Consider the following 16,944-nt stretch of genomic DNA (forward strand, 5'->3'; position numbering starts at 1 on the left):
GGATCGGCGAGTGCGGGTACTCGTCGCCTCGGCACAACGCACGCAAGCTCTCAGGAGGTACCCATGGGCAAGCTGGGCGACATGGCGAACAAGGCCAAGGAGATGGCGAAGAGCCACCCGGACCAGGCCGACAAGGGCGTCGCGGGCGCTGAGCGCGTGGTCGACGAGCGTACGGGCGACAAGTACGACGCTCAGACCGACAAGGCCGCCGACGCGGCGCGCCGTGCCTATCAGGGCGGCGAGACGACGCAGCGGTAGCCGTCTGCCCGTAGTTCGACCCCGGCCCCCGGCGTTACGCGTCGGGGGCCGGGGTGTTGCCGGCGGGCAGATGCCTGGTGTCAGCCGATCCGCCTGCGAGCCGGGAGTCAGGAGGCTTCGGTGCCCCACCGGCGGGCTTCTGGTGTCGAGCTCCGGGCTCAACTCGTGCAGCAACGTGCCGAAAAGGCTGCTCCGGGCTCAAGTCATGCAGCAACTTGCCGAAAAGGCTGATGGTGCGCGCGTATCGGGGTACGCGCGTCACATGGCACGGGAAACTGATCACATCGAGTCCGTACGGGCACTGCGGCAACTGCGCCGGATCCGCACCTTCTACGCCGGGGGTGCCGTCCTGTGGGCGGCATCGGCTGGGTTGACGGGATGGGACAACCCGGGAAGCCGGCCCATGTGGGTGTCGGCGATTCTCCTGGTCGTCTTCACCGGTCTGCTGGCCGTGACCTCGGTGTGGCTGTGGCGTCAGCAGGCTGCCCGTGCGGGTGGGGCCGTGCACCATGCCGCTCCGCGGAGGATGGGCGGGCGCAGTCACGCCAACGCCTGAGTGCCGGCCGCCGCTCCCGTCGGCGTCGGGCAACCCTTCCGGGCGTACCCGGCCTACCCCGCCCCCGGCCGTTCGAGCACGGACGGCCGGCCCGGTCCGGCGTCCCGGGTGTGCGGGGAGGCGTCGAGGGTGGTGTCAGCGGAGCGGGAGCGCCCGCGTGTGCTCGATGCGTACGGCGTCAAGCGCTCGTGGGTCGAGGCCGAGCAGCCGCAGGATGGTCGGGGCGATCTGCGTGGTCCGTACCGTGCCGCCGAAGCGCACACCGTGCGGGGCGGCCGCGCCGGAGACGATGAGCGGGACGCCCAGATCGTCGGCGTGGGCGCCGCCGTGCTCGGCGATCTTGCTCTTGCCGCCGGTGTAGACGACGCCGTACCGGGCGATGCCGACCAGGTCGGGCACGCGCGAGTCGCCCGGGCGGGCGTGGAAGTAGTGGGCGGCGTCCGCACCGGCGTACAGGGTCTTCAGGCCGCTCGCCGTGAAGGGCTTGGCAGCGCCGTCGATGTCGTTGCCGGTGCCGGACTGGGCGAGCAGGTATGCCTTGGCGAAGTCGGTGGCGGTCCTGGTGCGGTCGGTGAGCCAGATGAGCATGGCGTCGTCGTCGACCGCGTGCGCCACGAGGTCACCGGAGCCGGGACGGGCTGCCTTCCAGGCGGCGTTGAGGCCGTCGAGCAGGGGGCCGTCGTCGACACGCGTCAACGCCTTCGGGTCAGTGGGGGACTGCCCGTGCTTCGAGGACAGGATGACGGTGGTGCCGCCGTCGAGGTTCGTCCTGCGGAGTTCGGTGAGGAAGGCACCGATCCGCCGGTCCACGAAGGCGAGGTTCCTCGCCAGCAACGGGCCGGGCACGCCCCTCGCCTGGTAGCCGCCCGTCAGCCCGTCGGACTCGGGCAGTTTCTGGGCGGTCGAGACGGACTGGAAGTTCATGCCGAACACAGCCGGGGTGCCCGCCCGGTGGGCGCGGCTGTGGTCGTAGCCGTCGATCTCGTTCAGGACGGCCTGTGCCTTGTAGCCGTCGTACTGCTCGGTCGCCGCGTTGTCCTTGGTCCAGTCACCCGCCGGGTAGCCGATGGCGGTGCTGTTGATCTCGGGGGTGAACAGGTCCTGGATGCCGTCACCGGAAGGGCCGTTGAGGATCTCGTACGCGGCATGCTTGTCGGACCACGCGGTCCGCAGCCCGGCCTCGCGGACCACGTTGAAGACCGTGTTCACCTTCAGATACGAGTGCGGGTACACCGGCGTGCAGCTCCTCGGGTCGACGGGCAGCTTCGACGTGTCGATGAGACTGGTGGGGGCCCCGGTCATTTGCAGGATGCTGCCGGGCAGACCGTTCAGGCCCTGGCCCGCGTCGAGGGAGTCCTTGTCCCTGTCGAGATCCTCGGTGAGGTCGACTTCGGCGCCGGGCTTGGCGCCGGCGCAGGTGGTCGTGCCTGCCGGCAGGAGCGTGGAGCTGTACGTGTCGTCGTAATAGACGCCCGTGGTCCGGGGGTTGCCGCCCGTGAGCTGGCCGACCATGCCCGGGAACGAGTCCGAGGGGATGGTCGTTCTCGCGTGCGTGTACTCCACCCCGCCCGCGGCGAGCCGGGCGAGCGCCGACCGGGGGTGCCGGTGGACGTACCACGCCAGGTCGGACTGGTGCAGGCCGTCGACGGACAACAGCAGGACGTGACGGGCACCGGGGTGTGCCGGGGCGGGAACGCGTGCCGAAGCGGGCGCGGTGGCCGCGGCGGTGAGGGCGCCGACAGCCGCGAGCGCGGCGGCAGCAGCCGTGACGGTACGAGCGGGGCGAAGCGGACGTGGGAACAAGGGGGCCTCCTCGTCGCTGTGCGAGGCAGGGGAAGCCTGCGCACCTGGCACCCCACATCCGAGAGGGCGAACGTGTACGGAAGCGGACTTTCGCACCGGGTCCCGCTCAAGAAACGGATCAGCGCAAGCAAAGACGCCGGCACGCCCGCATGCCGTCAGGGCGGCCGTTGGCGTCGTAGCCGTCTCTGCCGTGCGGGCGGTTCAGCGTCAGGTTCACCGGCCGAGTGCCAGTGGTCGCTGGCGGTCCGTTCCGCCGATCAAGGAAACTTCACGGTGTGCCGAGAACGTTCGCCGCAACTGCCGATCCGCAGGCCCGCGGCACCCGACGTCTCGGTGAACACCGACCAACCGATCCTGTGAAGGGAACCCCGCCATGGACTACCGCCTCGAACTGATCCCGCTCCCGGTCACCGACGTCGACCGCGCCAAGAGCTTCTACGCCGATCGCCTCGGCTTCGACGTCGACCTCGACTTCAGCCCGAACGACAGCTTCCGCGTCGTCCAACTGACGCCGCCGGGGTCGTCCTGTTCGATCGCCATCGGCGTCGGCATCGTCGGCACGCCTGCGGGCTCGGTCCAGGGTCTGCACCTCGTCGTCGACGACATCCACGCCGCGCGGACCGAGTTGGTCGGGCGCGGAGTCGAAGTCGCCGAGGTGGTGGACATGAGCGCGCCGGGCAAACCGACCGTCTCCTACGCGGCGTTCACCGACCCGGACGGCAATGGCTGGACCTTGCAGCAGCTCCCCAGCTGACGCGCGGCCGCCAGGCCGTCAGCCTTCAGTCCTTCAGGCCGCCAGATCGTCAGGCCGCCAGGTCGTCAGGTCGCCGGACCCTCAGTCGGCACAGCACCGGCCCGCAGACCGAACCCGGTCGCTCCGTCGGCATGCTGTACCGCGGTGCAGCAACGTCAGGGCGGGACGTGGATATAGATCCGATGTATCTACGCCGAGAGTGTTGACCCTGCGCGCGCTTACCCCTACTTTCCCTGCATGTTTCCAACACGTCAGAGGGGCTGGTCATGAGGGGCGCCACATCGATGCGATTAGTCATCGGACCTTGGCGGGTGATTGCGGCGCTCGTCTGCGTGCTCTTGCCTGCCTGGGGACTGACGGGACAGGCGCACGCGGCGACCGCCGTCACCTACTTCGTCTCGCCCACCGGAAGCGACAGCAACGCGGGCACCAGTGCGGCGGAACCGTTCCGCACGCTCACCAAGGCGCAGACCGCGGTCCGGGCCATCGACAAGTCGACCTCCGGCCCGGTCACCGTGACCTTGGCGGGCGGTGTCTACCGGCTCACCAAGACACTGACCTTCACCGCAGCGGACTCCGGCGGCGGGTCGGCGGGAACCGTCTGGTGGAAGGCGGCGTCCGGACAGTCTCCGGTCGTCAGCGGTGGAGTCCGGGTCAGCGGATGGACCAAGGGCAGCGGCGGGATCTGGTCCGCTCCGGCCCCGGCCGACCTGGACACCCGACAGCTGTACGTCAACGGCACGAGGGCCCGGCGCGCCACGGGCACGCTCCCGGTGACGGTCACCCAGACGGCTACGGGATACACCACCGCGTCCGGTGACCCCATGGCCGGGTGGCGCAACCCGTCGGCGATCGAGTTCGTCTACCGGGGCGGCCTCGGGGCGTGGACCGAGCCGCGCTGCCCGGTCGCCTCCGTCACCGGCACCGCCATCACCATGGCCCAGCCCTGCTGGAACAACTCCACCCAGCGGGTCATGCGCACCGACGACTCCGGCCGCACGGTGAACCTGGTCGGCCGCAAGTCGATCACCGAGGCCCCGACTGCGGTGGAGAACGCCTACGAACTGCTCGACAAAGCGGGCGAGTTCTACCTGGACAGGAGCCAGCACCGGTTCTACTACCTGCCGCGCTCCGGGGAGGACCTGACCACCGCGGACGTCGAGGCGCCGTCGCTGGGCACCCTGGTGGCGAGTTCCGGCAAGGCGTCCGACGAGCCGACCCACATCGGCTTCCAGGGCATCCAGTTCAGCTACGCCGCCTACACGACGTCCAACACCGGCACGGGCTTCTCCGAGATCCAGGCCACCTACCAGGTCACCGGCGCGAGCGGCTACGCCACCCAGGGTCTGTGCGACTTCGTGTCGGGAGGCACGTGCCCGTACGGCAACTGGACGAAGATGCCCGGTGCGGTCCGCTTCACGTACGACAAGAACATCCACTTCGACCACGACTACTTCGTCCATCTCGGCGCGGCCGGGCTCGATCTGGGCGACGGCTCCCAGGGCGACACGGTCACCGCGTGCGTGTTCACCGATGTCTCCGGCAACGGCCTCGACCTGGGCGGTGTCGACATCCCGCAGCCCAGCGACGCGACGCGGCACACCAGCGGCATCACCGTGAAGGACAGCCACTTCTACGACATCGCCGCGGAATACCACGGCGGGGTCGCGATCGACGCCGGGTACATCGAGACGTCGACCATCACCCACAACCAGATCGACCACGTGCCCTACACGGCGATCTCCATCGGCTGGGGCGGCTGGCCCGACAAGGTGAAGCTGCCCGCGCAACCGAACTACTCCCACCACAACACCATCTCGTACAACCTGATCTACGACCACATGTCGCTGCTCGGCGACGGCGGCGCCGTCTACACCAACGGAATCACCGGCACGTCGATGGCGACCGGTGAGCACGTCACCGGAAACGTGGTCCACGACCAGCTCAACACCTCCGGCGGCCATGTCCTGTACACCGACAACGGCGCCAGCTATGTGTCGATCCTCGGCAACGCGGTGTGGAACATCAACGTCTCGCCGTGGGGCAGCAAGCACACGAACTACACGCTGAACGACGGGACGTACGACCCGACGGACATCGAGGGCGACTACTGGCCGGCCGGTCCGTCCGACTACGACCAGAAGGGAGTCGTGATCAAGGACAACCACAACATCACGGACCCGGACCAGATCCCGTCGACCGTCATCGCGGCCGGCGGCGTCGAGTCGGCGTACAAGTCGATCCTCGGTTGGCAGCCCGCCTGACCCCGGATCGCGTCACGGCGGACGCCGCCAGGTACGGGGACGGCGTCCGCTGTGTCACGACCTGGGGAGAGGAGCCACGACCCAGCGGTGACAGGAGTCCCCATCGGTCACGGGATCGGTCCCTCGAACCCGGTGGTGTCCGAATTCGCCCAGTGGCCCGAGGGCTTGACGGCGCCAAGCAAGGAGCGCCTTGGTCGCACGCCGGGCTTGTCCGCCGACTGAACCACGCCGGGACCGGCGGTAACCCCGACGCGCTCCGGTTCTGAGGGAGGTCGGACTGCTCACCATCGGCGAACGCCGGCACGTCGGTCCACCGTTGAGTGCGGGCGCTCATTGCCCTTCCGGTCCCACGGGACACGCGGTGGCACGCCGTTGTGGGCCGCGTTCAGGGAGTGCGACGATGCGGGTCGGCGAGCGAAGGGATACCGACGTGAGGCACGATGACCAACGGCCGCCTGCTGCCGTGCTGTTCGACGCGCTGGGCCCCGACTACGAGAAGGCGTTCGCCGGTGCGCCCGCGCATCTGTCCGCGCTGGAATGGCTGATCGAGCGGCTGCCGCCCGCAGCGCGGACGCTGGACGTGGGCAGCGGCACCGGGCGGCCCACCGCGGCCGCGCTCATCGCCGCAGGGCACTCGGTGCTGGGCGTCGACGTCTCTCCCGTCATGGTCGAACTCGCCACCCGCCAGGTCCCCGAGGCCGAGTTCCGCCGCGGAGACATCCGGGATCTCCCCCTGGGGGCGGAGTCGTTCGACGGTGTCTGCGTGTTCTTCTCACTGCTGCAGATGACCCGCGCCGAGCAGTCGGCACTGACGCGGCGGCTGGCCCTGGCCTTGAGGCCAGGAGGGCATCTGGTGCTGGCCACCGTGCCGGCGGACGTGGAGGACGTCGAGGTGGTCTTCATGGGCCAACCGGTTCGCGCGACGAGCTTCGCCGAGGAAGACCTCGTCGCCATGGTGCAGGCGGCAGGGCTTACGGTGCTGTCGCGGCACGACACCGTCTTCAGTCCGGACCACCCCGGCGCAGGGCCGGAGCCTCACCTTTTCCTGTACTGCCGCCGCGACGAGGCCGGGCGCTGACGCTCAGGCGGTGGTCGGAACTCCGGCGCGACATCGCCCCGGATCCATGGACGCCGGGCCGCCGGCCCGGCTCGCTCCTCGCGATTCGGGTCCGCGGCTCCTGCCGGCCCCGGGTGTCGTCAGACCGTGGGGACCCCGCCGCTGTTCCGTACCTCGGACAGTGCCTTCTTGATGGTGACCTTCCCGAAGTACCCGGCACCGAAGAAGATGCACTGGACGACGTACCAGAACTTCTCGGCACCGGTCATCTCGACCAGCCCGTACTCGCTCAGCGCCTTCTTCACCGGGACCTTCTGGAGGTAGGCGGCACCGAAGTAGATGCAACCCAGGATGTACCAGAACTTCTCCCAGGACGTGGTGGTGCCCTGACCGAGGTACTGCCGTTCCGCCATGACGTTCTCTGCCTTCCGATGACTGTGTGATCCGGGGAAACGCGCCGATCCGGACCCTTCCGGGCAGCCTCGGGCGGCAGGCGCGTGCAGGCGCGGGCGCCTGACGGCATGCTGAGGCACGAGTTGAGATGGCGTGGGTGATGCGCACGTGTCACGGTGCTGGTCGATATTCGGCCAGCCGCCCCCCGGGAGGTGCAAGCCGCAGCTTAGAGCAATGGACCGTGATCGTCACCTTGGCCGGATCGAAGTCGGGGACGCAGCTCGCAGTTGGGCCGGGACGCGGTAAAGGTGTCTCGAACGAGGTGGAGAGCCCGGCGGCGGTCGGAACACCGCGAAAGAGGAGTCGCTTCCTCGCGCTGTCACGGGAGCGTGGTGACAGCGCTGCCCTGGGTGAACTCCCGCTCCATGCGACCATGTTGAGTGTGTGAAGAATTGACGGAAGCTGTGAAGAGCGGCCAGAATTCGCTCTACTTCGCTTTATCCACAGTGAGTGAAGTGACGCGAGTGGCGCTGTGGGCGTTTTGCGGCTCTTCTGGTCGTTTTGGTCACCCCCTCCACTCGTCAACGCCACCTCCCACACTTCGATTCATCAGAGGTTCACTTTGTCGCGTATGCGCCAATCAAGAATCGCCGCGGTGTTCACGGCGGCGGCCTTCGCCGCCGCCGGGCCCGTGCTCACCGGGGGCGTCGCTCATGCCACCGAGAGCGGGGCGTGCGAGTCAGCCACGGTCCAGTACCGCATCGTCGACGCCGACGGCAGCGCCGTCGGCGCCGACTGGACTTCGCAGGGCGGATTCCACAGCTGGGACACCATGCCCGGCACCGTCGAGGTCCGGCTGGCCCCCGGCCAGAGCGTCGGCGACGGCTGCAAGTACCCCGTCTCGCTGGCCGAATACACCACCGAGGGTCCCAACTGGTACACCTCGGGCCACCAGACCCTCACCGACAAGGCCACCGTGTACCTCACGGCCGCCGATGTCGCCGGTGCGGGCGACGAGAAGCGCACCTGGCAGAAGCTGGGGGTGAAGACACCGGACTGCTACGGCCAGATCGACCTGTACGGCGAGGACGTCACCTATGACGGCGGGACGGGCGAGGGTCACGGTCCCGCTCCCTATCAGCCGGGCAACGTCGTCACCCCGTTCCACCTCATAGCGGCGTGGAACGGCGGGGAGAAGGCATGCACTCCTACGCAGCCGAGCTCGCCCGGAACGACCCCCTCGGAGTCGACGCCCGCCACTCCCTCCACGCCCACGGCTCCCGCGAGCAGCGAGCCGCCGGCCGAGCAGTCGACCCCTCCCACGAGCCCCAGCTCATCCACCACACCGCCCACGGACTCGGACGTGCCGCCCAAGGAGTCGACCCCGCCCGCGACTCCGGCACCCTCGCCGAGTGAGAGCACGCCGCCGCTCGCGGAGACGGGCTCGAGCGCACCGGTCGGTCTGATCGCCGGTGCGGCCGCCGTGGTCGTCGCCATCGGCGCCGGAACGATGTACACCGCCGGCCGCCGCCGCCGCTCCTGACACCAGGGGAGCGCGCGGAGTTCCGACCCGCTCCCCACCCGGCTGTGGGTGTATGACCGACGGCTCCGCCGAGGGCACCGGTACATCGGTGACCCATCCCGGCGGAGCCGTCTGTCGTTTCAGGCCCCGAACGTCGGCCGGCACTGCCTCCGCGGGTTGCCCGGAGACCGACGACCGGCGTGGGGCCACGTTCAAGCGCGGAGACGGTCAACGGTGGTGGCACGACCGGCGTGGGACCGCGTTCCTGCGCGGATACGGTCAACAGCGGCGGCCCGACCGCCGAAGGACGTCATCAGGTCCGGGTGGCGCGGTGGTTGAAGCGGCGGTAGTCCGGCAACTGGTGGCTCAGAACGCGTCGGAGGCGGCAGACCGCATCCGACGCGCCCCGGGACCGGGATCGTGTCGAGCGCCGCCCAACCAGGACGTCAGCGCTCGGAGTTCACGCGCTCGCGCGCCTCGTGGTCGTCCCGAGGCCGATGTCCAGGGCAGGATGCTTGCCGTGCGCGCGCCGGTCTCCTCGGAGTGGGACGTTCTGCGTCGCCGTAGGAGTCTGCTCGCCCGAGCCTCGGACGATCAGCCGGGTGGGGACAGTGGTGGTGCGAGAGCGGGAACGGTCGCCGTCCAGGCGGGCCAGGGCGGTGGCTGCCGCCGTTCTGCCGATGTCTTCGGGGTTCTGGGCGACGACGGTCAGGGCCGGTTCGAGTGCTTCGGCGAGCGGCACGTCGTCGAAGGCGACGACGGCCACGTCCTTCCTCCTGGTGCGGGCGAGTTCGGTGACGATGCCCAGGGCGACGATGTTGTTGCCGGCGAAGAGCGCGGTCGGGGGATCCGGGAGGCTCAGCAGTTGGGACGTGGCGGCGGAGGCCCCGTGCTGGTCGTGTGCGCTGCTCACCAGGGAACGGTCGTAGGGCAGGTCCGCTTGCCGCAGCGCCTCGCGGTACCCGGCGAGGCGCTCGCGCCGGGTGTAGAGCCTGGTGGGCAGGTCGCCGAGGAATCCGATACGCCGGTGGCCGTGGGCGACCAGGTGGGCGACGCCGTCGTGGGCGCCCTCGCGGTTGGAGCTGACGACGTTGTCGGTCACCAGGCCCGCTCCAGGGCGGTCGATGAAGACGACGGGCAGTCCGGCGGCGCGGTGAGTCCTGAGGTGGGAGTGGTCGGCGCCGACGGACGGCACGACCATCAGGATGCTGACGCGGCGGGCCAGGAACTTGTCGGTCAGGGCGCGTTCGCGGTCGGGGTCGTCCGCCGAGGAGCCCATCAGCAGAGTGAGTCCGCGGTCGCGGACGGCGTCCTCGATGCTTCCGGCCACGGCTCCGAAGAACGGGTTGCCCAGGTCGGGTACGACCAGCCCGATGGTGGTGTCGGGCCCGCCGACGCGGATGTTGCGCGCCATGAGGTTCGGCTGGAAGCCGAGTTTGGCCACCGCGGCGAGTACCTGTTCCCTGGTCCGGGTCGACGCGGGTCCGTCCTCGTTGAGGACGCGGGAGACCGTTTTGGCGCTGACACCCACTTCGCGTGCGACGTCGGCCAGGGTTGGGCGGCGGTTCGCTGCCATGGAGGAAACCGTCTCCTATACTCGCCGGTTCCGGCCGCGGCCTCGGCCGGATTCCGTCGAGCGCTGAGTGGTGTGGTCAGGTGGCCTGGACGCCCGCGGCCTTCGCGGCCTCGGAATCCGCTACGACAGTACCTCCAGCCCCATCGACGGTGAGCGCGCCCGTCATGATGGCGACGACCTCCGCCATGGAGTAGTCGGAGGGTTTGATCAGAGCGGCGCGCCGGCCCAGCCGGTGGACGTGGATCCGGTCGGCGATCTCGAAGACGTGGGGCATGTTGTGGCTGATCAGGACCACCGGCATGCCCTGGTCGCGGACACGGCGGATGAGGTCGAGGACCTGGCCCGACTCCTTGACGCCGAGAGCGGCGGTGGGTTCGTCCATGACGACGACGCTGCGTGCCCAGGCGACGGAGCGGGCGACGGCCACGGCCTGTCGCTGTCCGCCGGAGAGGGTCTCGACCGCCTGGGTGAGCGAGCGCAGGCCGATCTTCAGGTCGGCCATGTGCTCGGCGGCCTCCTGGCGCATGCGCTTCTTGTCGAGCATGCGGAAGACGTTGCCGAGCACACCGGGGCGGCGCAGTTCGCGGCCGAGGAACATGTTGGAGGCGATGTCCATGGAGGCCGCCACCGCGAGGTCCTGGTACACGGTCTCTATGCCGTGGGCGCGTGCGCTCTGCGGCCCCGAGAACTGGATGGGTTTGCCGTGCAGGCGTATCTCGCCGGCGTCGGGGACGACCGCCCCGGTGAGTGCCTTGATGAGACTGGTCTTGCCGGCTCCGTTGTCGCCGATGACGGCGAGGACTTCGCCGGGCAGCAGGTCGAAGTCGGCGCCGTCGATGGCGGTGACCTGGCCGTAGCGCTTGACCAGACCGCGGGCCTGCAGAACGGGGGTGGGGGAGGCGGTGGTCGTCATCGGGCCTTCTTCCGGGAGATCTGGTCGATGGTCACCGCGAGAATCACCAGCACCCCGGTGATCAGGGTCTGGTAGATGGAGGCGACGCCCATGAGCTGCAGCCCGTTGCGGAAGACACCGACGATGAGGACACCGATGAAGGTGCCCAGCACGGAGCCCCGTCCGCCGAAGAGGCTGGTGCCGCCGAGGACCACGGCGGTGATGCTGTCGAGGTTGTCGGTCTGCCCCGCCTGCGGGTCGCCGACTCCGGTGCGGGAGATGAGCAGCAGGGCGGCGATGCCGTACAGCAGACCGGCCACGGTGTAGATGCCGATGGTCAGGCGGGAGGTGCGGATGCCGTTGAGGCGTGCCGCCTCCGGGCTGTTCCCCAGGGCGTAGACGTGCCGGCCCCAGCCGGTGCTGCTCAGCGCGTAGGCGAGGAGGAGGAACAGGGCGATGGTGACCAGGGAGCCGTAGGTGATGTCGGTGTGGCCGAGCGGGAAGGTCTGGCCGAGAGCCGTCAGCGCGCCGGGCAGGCTGGTGACGGTCTGTTCCTTGGAGTAGATGTGGGTCAGCGCGAACGCCACGTTGAGCATGCCGAGGGTGACGATGAACGGCGGCAGCGGGATCTTCTGCACCAACAGCCCGTTGAGCAGCCCGAATCCGCCGCAGACGACCAGGCCCAGAGCGATGGCGAGGAGCGGGGGCAGGGAGCCCTCGGCCGCCGTCTTGGCGATCATGATGCTGCCGAACGCCATCACGGCTCCGCACGACAGGTCGATGCCCGCGGTGAGAATGATCAGGGTCTGACCGATGGCGAGGGTTCCGACGACCATGACCTGCTGCACGATCAGTGAGAAGTTCCCGCCGGTGAGGAACTGGTCCGAGGCGAGGGAGAAGTACGCGCACGCGAGGAGGAGAGCGACCAGCGGGCCGGTGGTGGGGGCCGTGAGCAGTCTGCGGGCCGTGGTCGGTGCTTTGAGCTCGGCGTACGGCGTGGACGTCGCCGGTGGTGTGGAGGTGGCAGTCATGGGAATTCCTTGTCGGAAGACAGAAGCCCTGGGTGGCAGGACAGGGGGCGGCCGTCCTCTGCCGGGGAGGTGCGGGGCCGGCCGCCCCCGCTCGGGGAGAGGCGATGTCGTACGGTCCCGGCGGGCTCAGCCCCAGCAGTTCTCCAGGCCGTAGCCGGTGTCCTTGGACGTGACACCGGTCTGGGCCTTGTCGGTGATCAGGGTGACGCCCGTGTCGGTGTAGCCGGACGCCTTCTTGCCGTCCTTGGCGTAGGTCACCACGGCCTTGACGCCTTCGGCGGCCATCTTGAGCGGGTACTGCTGGGAAGTGGCGGCGATCTTGCCGTCCTTCACCGCCTGGGTCCCGGTGCAGCCGCCGTCGACGGAGACGATCAGAACGTCCTTCTCGCGGCCCTTGGCCTTCAGCGCGGTGTACGCGCCCAGGGCGGCGGGCTCGTTGATCGTGTACACGACGTTGATGCCGGGCTCCTTCTGGAGGCAGTTCTCCATGGCGGTCTGGCCCTTGGCCTGGTCGCCGCCCGTGTCCTGGGCGCAGGCGACGTCCGTTTCGGTGGCGCCGAAGCCCTTCAGGAAGCCCTCGTGCCGCTGGACGCCGACGGAGACGCCGGGTGCGAGGTCGAGGGTGGCTATCTTCGCCGTCTTGCCCTTCATGGCGGCCTTGGCGTACTCGCCGATCAGTTGGCCGGCCTTGCGGTTGTCGGTGGCGAAAAGGGCGTCGACCGCGCTCTCCGGTTCGGTCGGGGTGTCCAGGGCGATGACCAGGACACCCTTGGCGCGAGCCTTCTGGATGGCGGGAACGATCGCCTTGGAGTCGCTCGGGGTGATCAGGATGCCCTTCACACCGGCGGCGACCATGTTCTCGACGGCGGTGACCTGGCCGGCGTTGTCCCCGTCGAACTTGCCTGCGGCGGTCGACAGTTGCACGCCCTCTTCCTTGGCGGCCTTCTCCGCTCCCTCTCGCATCTTCACGAAGAACGGGTTGGTGTCGGTCTTGGTGATCAGCCCGACCTTGACGGTGCCCGAGCCGGAACTCGCGGAACTCGACCCGGAGCCGGAACCGCAGGCGGTCAGGGCGAGGGCGGCCACTGACGTGCACGCGGCGACTCTGAGAAGGGAGGAGGTGGGACGAGAAATGCGGGACATGACGAACTCCTGCGGGTTCACGAGCGGCAGTCGGCATGCTTCATGCCGACCCGTGGTGTCATCGTTGACTTATGTCATCGTTGACACCGCATGGCGAGGATGATGGACTCCGCTTCCCGGAAACGTCAATGCCTTGTGCTTGTCACAAATCGGCAAACCCGGCGGTCGCAGTCCCGCAGGAGTGTCCGGCAGTCCTCGCGTGACCGGGGTGCCCGTAGGCCCGTCAGAGAAGAGCAGTCCATGAGCCCGCGTCAGATCACCGTCCTGGGGGAGTGCGTCGCGGACGCGTTCGCCCAACCCGTGAGCACCTCCAACGAACTCGCCCTGCGTGTACTGCCGGGCGGCGGACCTGCGAACACGGCAGTGGCCCTGGCCCGCCTCGGCACGCCGGCGCGCTTCCTGGCGCGCCTGTCGGGCGATGTGTTCGGACGACTGTTCCGAGCCCATCTGGAAGCGTCGGGCGTGGACCTGGCGGACGCCGTCCCAGCGGAGGAGCCGAGCACACTGGCTGTGGCGGAGCTGGACGCGCGCGGGCAGGCCACGTTCTCCTTCCACGCGCAGAACACGGCCGACTGGCAGTGGACCGCAGCGGAACTGGGCGGCGTCGATCTGACCGGGACCGCCTGCCTGCACACCGGGTCGCTGGCCCTGGTCCGGGAACCCGGTGCGGCGGTGGTGGAGGACTTCCTGGCGGCCGCGGCGCCTCACACGACCATCAGCATCGATCCCAATGTCCGGCCGCTGCTCGTCCACCCCGACGTCTACCGCGCCCGGCTCGCTCGCTGGTGCGCCCTCGCCGACGTGCTCCGGCTGAGCGAGGACGACCTCGAACTCCTGCTGCCGGGCACGGCGCCCGAGCGGGCCTGCGACATCTGGCACGCCGCCGGAGCACGGCTGGTCGTGGTCACGCGCGGTGCCGACGGCGCTCTCGCCTCACTCGACGGTGAACGGGTACGGGTTTCCGCCGTCGCGACATCCGTCGTCGACACCGTGGGGGCGGGGGACTCCTTCACGGCCGGGTTGCTGCACCACCTCGGCAGCAGCGGCCTTCTCGGCGGTCGACTTGCCGAAGTGCGCCTCGACGACGTAGCGGAGGCGTGCCGGTTCGCCGCCCGCGTCGCGGCCCTGACCTGTTCGGTCGCCGGCCCCAACCCCCCGTGGCGGGACCAGCTGGAGCGCCTCGCGGCCGTCAGCGGCACATGACGGGCCGCTGGACCGCGAAGGAGTGATCGCGCGACAACCGTTGACGAGTCGACCGCAGTGCGTTCATCATCGGGCCACTCGATGTCATCGCGAAACATGTCATCGATGACACTCATGGTGGGCGCCGCCGACGACGGCGCTGGTTCCGGGGCGTCACTGTCGGCCTGCCTACGCCGTGCGGTCCGGCCGCGTGGGCGGCCCGCAGCACAGGAGAGACCCATGAGTTCTGGACGTGTGTTCCGCCAGGCCCGCCCGCGGATGATCGCGGTGGTGGCAACCGTCCGCTCCCTTCCTCCCGGACCCCGCCGGCCGGGGAGTCCAGGTCTTCGCCGAGAACGGTTCGGTGATGCCGGACCAGGCCCGCGTCCGGCACCCCAGCTCCCACCGCGACTGACCCCCACCACGAAGGACACCACACCGTGAACAAGACCCTGCTCGCCGAGTTCACCGCCCGCGAGGGAACCCAGGAGGAGGTCGACCGCCTGATCCTGGCCTACGCCGAGAAGGTGCGCGACGAAGAGGGAAACCTCGCCTTCGACGTCTACACCAAGGCCGCCCACCCGCGCGCCTACTGGATCTTCGAGGTGTACCGGGACGAGGACGCCTTCCAGGCGCACCTGAAGGCTCCGTACGGCGGTCCGTTCAACGCCGCCCTCACGCCGCTGATCGAGGAGGACGCCTCGGTGCTGACCTTCCTCGATCCGGTGAGCTGACAGCGTCCGCAGCGGTGACTCTCCTCGGGCGGCCCCGCTCTCGGGCCTGGTTCGCGCCGCTGCGACCAAGCCGTCGGCCGCCGTCGGCGCCGTCAGCCAACGCCCCGTCCGCGAACTGCTCGCCCAGCGGGGCGAACGCGAGCCGCATGGACAGACGCACCTGGGCTCGGACCAGTTGAAGCCGGCGCCACGACTGCCCCCCGCGCTGACCAGACGACAGCCGGCCAGCGGACGGCGCGCGGACAACAACATCGCTGGACGACCTCATGGAGACGCTTTCGCTGGAGGACCGGCTGGTGTTGGCCCGCCGGGTTGGGGTGGGCTCCCTGACGCTGCACGTCGGCGACCGAATGGAGGCTCGACGTTGGCTGCGGGGCCCGTGAGGGATCGGACGAACGCCTGGAGGCGGGGTGGGGAGGGGGCTGGCGGACTACTGCGTCCTGTCGCGTTGCCAGCGGGAACGCTCTGCCGGGTGACGCTGGTTGGGACGTACATCAGGATCGTGGAATGCGGCAGCTGTACCGAACAGCCACCGATCCAGCCCACGCCGGCTGTCACAGGACTTCGGGGTCCGTCGACTCTGCGTCGGTCGAGCTGACCGGGCCGACGGCCCCTACGGCGACCTCGCCGCCACCAGCACCAAAACCGGTGGCACCGTCCTGCAACTCGCCAACCTCCACGGCGACATCACCCTCCAACTCCCCCTCGACACCAGCGTCGCCCCGTCCGTCCTCGACGCCGACGAATACGGCAACGCCCGTGCCGGGCAGCAGCCCGCCCGCTGCGGCTGGCTCGGAGTGAAAACCCGCTCCACCGAGACACCCACCGGCCTCACCCTCATGGGCGTCCGCCTCTACAACCCCACCACCGGGCGCTTCCTCACCACCGACCCCGTGCCCGGCGGCAACCCCAACGCCTACACCTATCCCGTCGACCCCATCAACGCCTACGATCTCGACGGTCGCTATGGGTGGCACTGGAAGGCTCCATGGCACCGCGACCGCTGGTCGCCCTTCCGTTACAGCTGGCACGTGCCCGGCTATGCGCGCGCCAGGCACTATCACCATCGCGTCCGAAACCGCATACATCGAAACCAATACGTCAGGCGGTATTACCACAACCCCTACGTCCAAGCCTGCTTCTTCGGCGGCGTCGGGAATGGATTGGTTGCGTGGGTGACCAAGGCTGCCCGCCGATCGTGGTATGCGGCCGGTATAGGTTGCGGCATGGGCATAGCGGCCCGCCGCTGGCAACGGTAACGCAAGCCGCACACTGGTAGTTGGCCGCGTGACTCGTAGATCGCGTTCTGGCATGGCGGTCCGCGGCTGGAGCTGGAGAGGACTGAGAGGATGAGGAGTCCACGACGGATGAGTGACCGGCCCAAGTCGGGAGAAAGTAAACTCCAAAATTATGTCGGAGTGGGTTGCTGCATTGCATCCATGACGGCTATTGGGGTCACTTTTGGGCGCAGCCTTTCTGTGTGGGCGCCAGCGGCCTTCGGGGCGGCGATCGGCTATGCATGCTGGCTGGCGTACCGGGCGTACCGTTCGTGGAGGAGCAAGATGTCCCCTTCGAAGTGACGAATCCGGAAGGCACGTGGGGCGCCGTACCCGCACCAGTGTCGTCGGCGACAACGGCGCCGTGGCGATGATGCCAATCAAAGCCAGCGCTACGCGCTGAACGAGGCTGGCGGGGGGGGGGGGGGGGGGGGGGGGGGGGGGGGGGTTTTTTTTTTTTTTTTTTTGGTTTCTCTCTTTTCGCGGGTGGGTTTTCAGGAGA

The 16,944-nt window shown here is 69.1% G+C and carries 15 protein-coding genes; 9 read left to right on the forward strand and 6 right to left on the reverse strand.

Going from position 1 to position 16,944, the window contains the following annotated elements; all coding sequences use genetic code 11:
- The first annotated feature begins 63 nt into the window (after positions 1-63).
- Positions 64-258 (forward strand): antitoxin, encoded by a 195-nt coding sequence (locus tag AC07AZ_RS34665; RefSeq protein ID WP_478854713.1) that lies wholly within the window; start codon positions 64-66, stop codon positions 256-258.
- A gap of 262 nt (positions 259-520) precedes the next feature.
- Positions 521-814, forward strand: coding sequence for a hypothetical protein (locus AC07AZ_RS34670; protein ID WP_478854714.1), 294 nt, complete (start codon positions 521-523; stop codon positions 812-814).
- Between the two features lie 135 nt (positions 815-949).
- Here AC07AZ_RS34670 and AC07AZ_RS34675 read toward each other — a convergent pair whose 3' ends face one another.
- A complete protein-coding gene (locus tag AC07AZ_RS34675) occupies positions 950-2,617 on the reverse strand; it encodes an alkaline phosphatase family protein (protein WP_478854715.1) in 1,668 nt (555 codons plus the stop codon).
- 373 nt (positions 2,618-2,990) lie between these two features.
- Between AC07AZ_RS34675 and AC07AZ_RS34680 the strand changes: the two genes are divergently transcribed.
- The 3 genes from AC07AZ_RS34680 (at position 2,991) to AC07AZ_RS34690 (ending at position 6,713) form a co-directional block, all read left to right on the forward strand.
- Complete coding sequence (locus AC07AZ_RS34680) at positions 2,991-3,371, forward strand: VOC family protein (protein WP_478854716.1); 381 nt, start codon at positions 2,991-2,993, stop codon at positions 3,369-3,371.
- 332 nt (positions 3,372-3,703) lie between these two features.
- A complete protein-coding gene (locus AC07AZ_RS34685) occupies positions 3,704-5,635 on the forward strand; it encodes a right-handed parallel beta-helix repeat-containing protein (protein WP_478854717.1) in 1,932 nt (643 codons plus the stop codon).
- Between the two features lie 400 nt (positions 5,636-6,035).
- On the forward strand, positions 6,036-6,713 hold the full coding sequence (locus AC07AZ_RS34690) for a class I SAM-dependent methyltransferase (RefSeq protein WP_478854718.1): 678 nt from the start codon (positions 6,036-6,038) through the stop codon (positions 6,711-6,713).
- 119 nt (positions 6,714-6,832) lie between these two features.
- Here AC07AZ_RS34690 and AC07AZ_RS34695 read toward each other — a convergent pair whose 3' ends face one another.
- The gene (locus tag AC07AZ_RS34695) at positions 6,833-7,105 is read right to left on the reverse strand and encodes a hypothetical protein (protein WP_478854719.1); all 273 of its coding nucleotides are present in this window, start codon (positions 7,103-7,105) and stop codon (positions 6,833-6,835) included.
- A gap of 611 nt (positions 7,106-7,716) precedes the next feature.
- Between AC07AZ_RS34695 and AC07AZ_RS34700 the strand changes: the two genes are divergently transcribed.
- On the forward strand, positions 7,717-8,628 hold the full coding sequence (locus AC07AZ_RS34700) for a hypothetical protein (RefSeq protein WP_478854720.1): 912 nt from the start codon (positions 7,717-7,719) through the stop codon (positions 8,626-8,628).
- Positions 8,629-9,067: 439 nt separating this feature from the next.
- Here the strand turns inward: AC07AZ_RS34700 and AC07AZ_RS34705 are convergent, their stop codons facing one another.
- From AC07AZ_RS34705 to AC07AZ_RS34720, 4 genes are all read right to left on the reverse strand, one after another.
- Positions 9,068-10,183, reverse strand: a complete 1,116-nt coding sequence (locus AC07AZ_RS34705; RefSeq protein ID WP_478854721.1) for a LacI family DNA-binding transcriptional regulator — start codon at positions 10,181-10,183, stop codon at positions 9,068-9,070.
- Between the two features lie 76 nt (positions 10,184-10,259).
- Positions 10,260-11,096: an ATP-binding cassette domain-containing protein gene (locus AC07AZ_RS34710; RefSeq protein WP_478854722.1), complete on the reverse strand. Its 837-nt coding sequence runs from the start codon at positions 11,094-11,096 to the stop codon at positions 10,260-10,262.
- On the reverse strand, positions 11,093-12,106 hold the full coding sequence (locus tag AC07AZ_RS34715) for an ABC transporter permease (protein ID WP_478854723.1): 1,014 nt from the start codon (positions 12,104-12,106) through the stop codon (positions 11,093-11,095). Before AC07AZ_RS34715 ends, AC07AZ_RS34710 begins: the two co-directional genes overlap by 4 nt.
- 126 nt (positions 12,107-12,232) lie before the next feature.
- Positions 12,233-13,249, reverse strand: coding sequence for a substrate-binding domain-containing protein (locus AC07AZ_RS34720; RefSeq protein WP_478854724.1), 1,017 nt, complete (start codon positions 13,247-13,249; stop codon positions 12,233-12,235).
- A 240-nt stretch (positions 13,250-13,489) separates the two neighbouring features.
- On the opposite strand from AC07AZ_RS34720, the gene AC07AZ_RS34725 reads away from it, so the two are divergent.
- From AC07AZ_RS34725 to AC07AZ_RS34735, 3 genes are all read left to right on the forward strand, one after another.
- Positions 13,490-14,452 carry a carbohydrate kinase family protein gene (locus AC07AZ_RS34725; RefSeq protein WP_478854725.1) on the forward strand — a complete coding sequence of 321 codons (963 nt, stop codon included), beginning with the start codon at positions 13,490-13,492 and terminating at the stop codon, positions 14,450-14,452.
- 419 nt (positions 14,453-14,871) lie between these two features.
- Entirely contained in the window at positions 14,872-15,165 is a 294-nt protein-coding gene (locus AC07AZ_RS34730; protein WP_478854726.1) for a putative quinol monooxygenase, read from the forward strand.
- A 482-nt stretch (positions 15,166-15,647) separates the two neighbouring features.
- A complete protein-coding gene (locus tag AC07AZ_RS34735; protein WP_478854727.1) occupies positions 15,648-16,424 on the forward strand; it encodes an RHS repeat-associated core domain-containing protein in 777 nt (258 codons plus the stop codon).
- The last annotated feature ends 520 nt before the right edge of the window (positions 16,425-16,944 follow it).

Source organism: Streptomyces sp. NPDC043878, from assembly GCF_056435735.1.

What these genes read in the sequence shown, in the direction of transcription:
- AC07AZ_RS34665 (WP_478854713.1), top strand. Translation starts at nt 64, where the DNA reads ATGGGCAAGCTGGGCGACATGGCGAACAAGGCCAAGGAGATGGCGAAG.
- AC07AZ_RS34670 (WP_478854714.1), top strand. Translation starts at nt 521, where the DNA reads ATGGCACGGGAAACTGATCACATCGAGTCCGTACGGGCACTGCGGCAA.
- AC07AZ_RS34680 (WP_478854716.1), top strand. Translation starts at nt 2,991, where the DNA reads ATGGACTACCGCCTCGAACTGATCCCGCTCCCGGTCACCGACGTCGAC.
- AC07AZ_RS34690 (WP_478854718.1), top strand. Translation starts at nt 6,036, where the DNA reads ATGCGGGTCGGCGAGCGAAGGGATACCGACGTGAGGCACGATGACCAA.
- AC07AZ_RS34695 (WP_478854719.1), bottom strand. Translation starts at nt 7,105, where the DNA reads ATGGCGGAACGGCAGTACCTCGGTCAGGGCACCACCACGTCCTGGGAG.
- AC07AZ_RS34700 (WP_478854720.1), top strand. Translation starts at nt 7,717, where the DNA reads ATGCGCCAATCAAGAATCGCCGCGGTGTTCACGGCGGCGGCCTTCGCC.
- AC07AZ_RS34705 (WP_478854721.1), bottom strand. Translation starts at nt 10,183, where the DNA reads ATGGCAGCGAACCGCCGCCCAACCCTGGCCGACGTCGCACGCGAAGTG.
- AC07AZ_RS34710 (WP_478854722.1), bottom strand. Translation starts at nt 11,096, where the DNA reads ATGACGACCACCGCCTCCCCCACCCCCGTTCTGCAGGCCCGCGGTCTG.
- AC07AZ_RS34715 (WP_478854723.1), bottom strand. Translation starts at nt 12,106, where the DNA reads ATGACTGCCACCTCCACACCACCGGCGACGTCCACGCCGTACGCCGAG.
- AC07AZ_RS34720 (WP_478854724.1), bottom strand. Translation starts at nt 13,249, where the DNA reads ATGTCCCGCATTTCTCGTCCCACCTCCTCCCTTCTCAGAGTCGCCGCG.
- AC07AZ_RS34725 (WP_478854725.1), top strand. Translation starts at nt 13,490, where the DNA reads ATGAGCCCGCGTCAGATCACCGTCCTGGGGGAGTGCGTCGCGGACGCG.